Annotated in this window: 1 protein-coding gene; it reads right to left on the reverse strand. The window is 58.1% G+C overall.

All coding sequences use genetic code 11. The annotated features are described in order from the left end of the window. The coding region (locus tag L692_RS0118625) for an adenosylhomocysteinase (protein WP_025701589.1) at positions 1 to 816 on the reverse strand (816 nt) is incomplete at both ends.

Genomic DNA, 816 nt, shown 5'->3' on the forward strand with positions numbered 1-816 from the left:
GATTGACGAGCCGTCCGTCAGCCAACAGATACAGCTTGCGTCCGTCCTTAAGCTGGTATTCCTCGATATTTTTACGGACAATCCGCCGCTCCGCCGCTCTCTCCGCAAGCTCCGGCTTGTTGACCTCCACATCGAAATGACCGGCGTTGCACATAATGGCTCCGTCCTTCATCACATCGTAATGCTCACCCCGGATGACATAGCGGTTGCCGGTTACCGTAATGAAGAAATCGCCCAGCTTGGCCGCTTCCAGCATCGGCATGACATGGAACCCGTCCATATGCGCTTCCACCGCCTTGATCGCGTCGACTTCAGTGACAACAACGTTCGCGCCAAGCCCCTTGGCCCGCATGGCGACGCCCTTGCCGCACCAGCCGTAACCGACAACTACAACCGTCTTGCCCGCAACCATCAGGTTGGTCGTGCGGATAATGCCGTCCCAGGCCGACTGGCCGGTGCCATAGCGGTTATCGAACAGATGCTTGCAATATGCGTCGTTAACGGCAACCATCGGGAATTTCAGCACACCCTGCTTCTGCAGAGCCTTCAACCGGATAATGCCTGTCGTTGTCTCCTCCGCGCCGCCGCGGATATTCACCATCAGGTCGGGCCGCTCGGAATGCAGCAGCGTCGCGAAGTCGCCGCCGTCGTCGATAATAAGGTCGGGCTTGCTTTCCAGCGCCTTGATGTTTAGCGCCTTGAATTCCTCGGGAGTCGGATTGTACTTGGCAAACACGGTAATGCCGTCCTCCACAAGCGCGGCGCATACGTCGTCCTGCGTGGACAGCGGATTCGAGCCGGTAATCGTTACCTCCG

It is taken from the genome of Paenibacillus forsythiae T98 (assembly GCF_000520735.1).
Taxonomy (GTDB): Bacteria; Bacillota; Bacilli; order Paenibacillales; family Paenibacillaceae; genus Paenibacillus_AQ; species Paenibacillus_AQ forsythiae.